The following is a 5,381-nucleotide window of genomic DNA, read 5'->3' as shown; positions in this document are numbered from 1 at the left end:
GGAGCATCCCTACCCTCACCTACCACGAGGGCGCGCCGGGCCATCACTTCCAGATTTCGATCGGGCAGACGCTGACCGACCTGCCGCTGCTGCGCCGCAGCCTCAATCCCAGCGCCTTCAGCGAGGGCTGGGCGCTGTATGCCGAGCAGCTGATGGCCGAGACCGGGATCTACAAGGATGACCCGGCCGGCGACCTGGGCCGCCTGCAGGCGGAAATGTTCCGCTCGGTGCGGCTGGTGGTGGATACCGGCCTGCACCGCAAGCGCTGGACGCCCGAACAGGCGGCCACCTACCTGCAGGACAAGACCGGCATGACGCCCGGCGATGTACGCGTGGAGATCAACCGTTACCTGGTCCAGCCGGGCCAGGCCTCGTCCTACAAGATGGGCCAGCTGCGGCTACTTGCGCTGCGCGAGAAAGCGCGTACGCAACTCGGCGACCGCTTCGACATCCGCGCCTTCCACGATCTGATCCTCGGCAACGGCGCGATGCCGATGACCGTGGTGGCGCAGGCGGTGGATGCCTGGATCGCCGCCGGTGGCGGCGATCCCAAACGGGCGCCGTAGTCCGGCGGCCGACCACCGCGCCGTCATCGACGCGGGGCCGTCGCCCCTGGCGGATAGGCGGCAAAGAGTTTGTCCAGGCCGGTTTCGATCGCCGCGTTGACCTTCGCCGGCGAAGTGGGCACGGTGCCGCTGGCGGTGCCGCGCCACACCGCCTGCTGGGTGCGGGTATCGAACATGTCTACCACCAGCGTGCCTACCTGATAGGTGCGCACGGTGGTGGTCGCATTGCCCATGCCGCCGCCCCAGCCCCCGCGCCAGCCCCAACCGCCCATGCCACTGCCGGTGTAGAACGTGTCCAACGTCTGCCGCTGCGTCGTCATGATGTGCGCGGCGAGGGCGATGTCACCGCCCTGCGGTGTTTCGCGCAGGCCCTTGGCCTGCAGACGGGCATTGATGCCCGCCACCACGCGCTGCTGCACCAGCGGTGAGCTGGCCTGGGGCTTGATCGCCCACGAGTAGGTTGTGTAGGAGGCGAAGGTAGCGGCACTGTCGTAGTCGGTGTTGACCGTCGGCGTGGAGGCGCAGGCGACCAGTGAACTGGCCAGGACGGCAATGGCGAACGCTTTCATGACGCAGGCTCCTTGGTGAAAAGGATACGGTTCACACCGGTCGCAACGGCCTGACGATGCGAGCAGGGCCGTGATGGCATCGTGAGCCGTGCTCATGCCATCCTGCGCCTCTCACCGCTCCCGGCAGGCATCCCGCATGGCACAGGTCCAGATCGTTACCGACGGCAGCAACTACCGCCACCGCATCCACAGTGGTGCCCATGAGCTGATCGCCGATGAGCCGGCCACGCTCGGCGGCCAGGGCGCCGGCATGGCGCCATTCGATCTGTACCTGGCGGCGCTGTCGGCGTGCACCGCGATCACCCTGCGCATGTATGCGGAAAAGAAAGGCTGGGTGCTGGGCGAGTTCCGCGCCGAGCTGTCGTCCGCGCGCGATGCGGCCGGCAAGCTGGTGGTGCATCGCATCCTGCATGCCAGCGCGACACTCAGTGATGCGCAGTGGCAGCGCCTGCTGGAGGTGGTCGAAAAGACCCCGGTGACCCTGGTGATGCGCGAAGGCGCCACCATCACCAGCGCACGTGGTGAGGGCTGAAGCGCCCTCACCTGCCCGTCACACAAAAAAGAATGTGCGTGGCACTGCATCCGGTGCGTCGCTCCCCGCGTAGATACCGATGCGTCACTTGGACGCCACTGTCGGGAAGAAGCACATGAAATCCTCGTTCACCGGTCTGCTCCTGCTTGCCTGCCTTTCCACCGCCACCGCCCCGCTCGCGTTCGCGCAGGCGCCGATGGCCAAGCCCGCTACCACGATGGCCACCAAATCCGCCAACCCGATGGTCGGTGGTGCGGCGATGTACGCCAACAAGGACATCATCGACAACGCCGTCAATTCCAAGGACCACACCACGCTGGTCGCCGCAGTGAAGGCCGCTGGACTGGTGGAAACACTGAAGGGCCCGGGCCCGTTCACCGTGTTCGCCCCGACCAACGCTGCCTTCGCCGCACTGCCCAAGGGCACCGTCGACGGCCTGCTCAAGCCGGACATGAAGGCCGACCTGACCAAGGTGCTCACCTATCACGTCGTGCCGGGCAACGTGGACAGCACCGCGCTTCTGGCCAAGATCAAGCAAGGCGGCGGCAAGGCGTCGTTGACCACCGTGCAGGGTGAAGCGTTGACCGCTCGCCAGGTCGGCAAGGGCATCACCGTCACCGACAGCAAGGGCAACACCGCGCACGTCACCATCGCCGATGTGCGTCAGAGCAACGGCGTGATCCACGTGATCGACAAGGTGCTGATGCCGTAACCGTCACGCAACGGCACGGGGGCTCGGGCAGGTTCATCCAGAGGGTGACCTGGCCCGCCGCCCCAGTGCGATGACGGGGGAGACATCCCGCGGGGGCGACGAGCCAGGTCAAAAGCCGCTCCGATCGATGCGGACCAACCGCATCCATCCGGAGCCAGACGGKGGGAGGACGCGCGGCCACCGGCCGCGCAACGGCTCAGCGGGGCTGCACCAGACCAGAAATTTCCACACGGCGATTCGGTGCCAGGCAGGCGATCACCGCCTGGCGGTCGCCCTGCATGCACTGCACCAATGGGTCGGACTTGCCGCGTCCTTCGGCAATGATCGCCGCAGCGGGCACCCCGCCCTGCACCAGCGCATCGCGAACCGCATCTGCACGCCGTTGCGACAGCAGCAGGTTTTAGCTGTCGCTGCCAATGCGATCGGTGTAGCCCAGCACCTGGATGGTCCGGGTCTGGCTGGCGCTGCGCACCTGCTGCAGCAATCCTTCCACGCTACGCCGACCCACATCGGTCAGCACCGCACTATCAAAACCGAACAACGCATCGGCCGATAGCCGCACCGGCTCGGCCGACATCGGTGCCGGACGCGGCGGCGGCGGGGGTTCCGGCGGTTGCAGCAGCGCCGCGCAGGCCTGCGGCTTCCAGTAGCCGGCCTGGGCGATGCCCTTGCTGTCGAAGTGCACCTGGAACTGGCAGGTGAAGTAGTCCCCACCTGGTGTGCTGCGGAAGTTGAACAGATAGTTCCACTCGCGCACGCCCCACATTCCTTCGCCGAAATGCGGCGTGCCCAACAGCGTGTGGAGCTGGCGCTTGCTCATCCCGCGCGCGAACAGGCGCAGGTTGTCCAGGTCGACAAATAGGCCTTCCTTGAGCGTGGCGCGCCCCGGATCGGGGAAGGCCACCTCGCCGTCCTGCGTGCCGGGCATCGTCTCGGCGCTGAGCACCTGCTTGTGCTTGCCGCCGCTGGCGCAGGCGCTGAACAGCAGCACCGCCAGGCACAACCACAGCGACCGCAGCAACGGCGCCGGGTCATGGGTGTTGGATGCTGCGGACATGGATTCCCCCTTGTGCGCGGAGCCGCGCTGGAATCCCCGGCGCCGCCGACGGCGGTCACCGGGAACGATCACTGCAGAGTGCTCGCGATTCCGGCATCACCACTGGATGCCGGCGCCGACCGAGACACCGCCTTCGCCGCGGCTGTTGGTGGTACCGGCCACCTTGTAGATCCACCGACCGCCTTCGGACACTCCCGAGATGCCCACCGCCACGCCCGATTCGCCGTTGTAGCTGCCGGCGGCGACCGCGGCCATGCTGCGGCCGGCTTCATAGGGMTGCGGCAACCCGGCCACCGCCATCGCGGCGGCAACGCCGGCCGAGGCACGGTCATCGGTGCGGCGCAGGTTGCGGTCGAACGAATCGAAGCGCTCGTCGGTATAGGCCTTGGACCAGTCCAGGCTCTGGTTCATCCCCGCACGCAGCTGGTCCACGTTGACCGCATCGGTGCCGGCGGTACCGGCAGCGACGTTGCGCACGGTGGTGGGCCCGGTGCTGGTGCTGCCCAGGGTGACGCTGTTGAGGTTGGTGGCGCCGTTGACGGTGGTGTCGTAGCGGATCGTGCCCTGCTGCGAGGCCTGCAGCTGGCGCACGTTGACCGCGTCGGTGGCGGCGCTGCCATCGCCGACGTGGGTGATCTGGCGCTCGGCACCGGCGCTGCCGACCGAGACCGTGTTGTCACGATCGGCCACCGATCCCGCGCCCAGCGCCACCGTGTTGCTGGCCTGCGCGCTGGCACCATTGCCCAATGCGGTGCTGTTGGCCCCGGCGGCGGTCGAGCCGACGCCACCGGCGGCCGCGTTGGCACCGGTCGCCGCCGGCGCGGCCAGGTTGTTGCTGTTGTTGACCTGGAACATGCCCGAGGTGCCGTTGTTGATGTTGTTGATCTGCGTGTCGGTGTAGGCCTTGGACTGGTCGATGGCGTAGGTCACGCCGTTCTGCAGCTGGCCGACGTTGACCGCGTCGTAGCGGTCAGAGCCATCGGCCACGTGGGTCACCTTGCGTTCGCCACCGGTGCTGCCCACCGCCACTTCACCTGCCGAGTTGCTGCCACCGGCCGCGCCATACGCAGCGGTGTAGCCGCTCTGCGCGCCCACGCTGGCCATCGAGCCGGCGCCCAGCGCGACGCTGTTGTCGGCACTGGCGCTGGCGCCATCGCCGATGGCGGTGCTGCCACTGCCGCTGGCCGAGGCCACCGGACCGATGGCGACGCTGTTGGCGCCGGTCGCGCTGGCAGCGGTCTTGGTCGAGTTGACCTGCACGAACGGGTTGGCCGCGCCCGGCTGGATCTGGCTGATGCGGGTGTTGAGGCTGACCAGCGAATCGTCGACGGCGGCAAAGGCAACAGTGACGTTGCTGTAGTCGTTGCTCAGCACGCTGCCATCGGTGGCGATGGAGGAGATGCTGAAGGTCGGCGCGGTCCACAGGTTGGTGGCGGGATCGAAGCTGGTGGTGCCGCCGAAGTAGCCGATGATCGCGTTGTTGGTCTGGAACAGCTGGTTGCCGGTCACCGCATCGCGGCTGCCGGCCAGCACGTTGCCGTCGGCCAGGTTGGTCAGCGCCACCGCCGCACCGCCGCCGGTGCCGGTCAGGGTGACCGTGTCGGTGGCGTTGCCGGCGCCATCGACGTCGTATTTCACCGCCAGCTTGTCCACCGCGTCGGTCTGGTCGGCGACATTGGCCAGCGACTGGCTGACCGCGTCGAAGGCCGTACCCACATCGCTATAGTCACCCGCCGTCACCTGGCCCGTGCTGGACACCGCGTTGATCGTGTAGGTGGGCGCGCTGAGCACGCCGTTGACGTCCACCGCCGCGCCGCCGCCCAGATGCGTGGCCAACGCCTGGCTGGCATTGAACAGCTGCGCGCCGTTGATGGCCTCGGTGCTTACTGCAGTCACCGCACCGGCGCTGAGATTGCCCAGACGGGTGGTGCCGGTGCCATTGCCG

5 protein-coding genes and 1 pseudogene are annotated in these 5,381 nt (G+C 67.8%); 3 read left to right on the top strand and 3 right to left on the bottom strand.

Annotated elements, in window-relative coordinates:
* A partial coding sequence (locus tag ACXJKH_RS13810) for a DUF885 domain-containing protein (protein WP_457320080.1) occupies positions 1–566 on the top strand: 566 nt, incomplete at its 5' end.
* A 23-nt stretch (positions 567–589) separates the two neighbouring features.
* On the opposite strand, the gene ACXJKH_RS13805 is transcribed toward ACXJKH_RS13810, so the two are convergent.
* On the bottom strand, positions 590–1,135 hold the full coding sequence (locus ACXJKH_RS13805) for a DUF4136 domain-containing protein (RefSeq protein ID WP_457320078.1): 546 nt from the start codon (positions 1,133–1,135) through the stop codon (positions 590–592).
* Positions 1,136–1,271: 136 nt separating this feature from the next.
* On the opposite strand from ACXJKH_RS13805, the gene ACXJKH_RS13800 reads away from it, so the two are divergent.
* Together ACXJKH_RS13800 and ACXJKH_RS13795 are read left to right on the top strand one after the other, a co-directional pair.
* Entirely contained in the window at positions 1,272–1,667 is a 396-nt protein-coding gene (locus tag ACXJKH_RS13800; protein WP_457320076.1) for an OsmC family protein, read from the top strand.
* Positions 1,668–1,863: 196 nt separating this feature from the next.
* Positions 1,864–2,379: a fasciclin domain-containing protein gene (locus tag ACXJKH_RS13795; protein WP_457320082.1), complete on the top strand. Its 516-nt coding sequence runs from the start codon at positions 1,864–1,866 to the stop codon at positions 2,377–2,379.
* 196 nt (positions 2,380–2,575) lie between these two features.
* Here the strand turns inward: ACXJKH_RS13795 and ACXJKH_RS13790 are convergent.
* Positions 2,576–3,436 (bottom strand): annotated as a pseudogene (locus tag ACXJKH_RS13790) (OmpA family protein).
* A 96-nt stretch (positions 3,437–3,532) separates the two neighbouring features.
* Positions 3,533–5,381: YadA family autotransporter adhesin (locus tag ACXJKH_RS13785; protein ID WP_457320074.1), on the bottom strand; the 1,849-nt coding region annotated here is incomplete at its 5' end.

This window comes from Stenotrophomonas sp. P5_B8 (assembly GCF_054049855.1).
Note: the sequence above shows the minus strand (reverse complement) of the source record. Positions and strands in the feature narration are given on the sequence as shown.

Coding starts and splice junctions, on each gene's coding strand:
- ACXJKH_RS13805 (WP_457320078.1), bottom strand. CDS start 1,135: ATGAAAGCGTTCGCCATTGCCGTCCTGGCCAGTTCACTGGTCGCCTGC.
- ACXJKH_RS13800 (WP_457320076.1), top strand. CDS start 1,272: ATGGCACAGGTCCAGATCGTTACCGACGGCAGCAACTACCGCCACCGC.
- ACXJKH_RS13795 (WP_457320082.1), top strand. CDS start 1,864: ATGGCCAAGCCCGCTACCACGATGGCCACCAAATCCGCCAACCCGATG.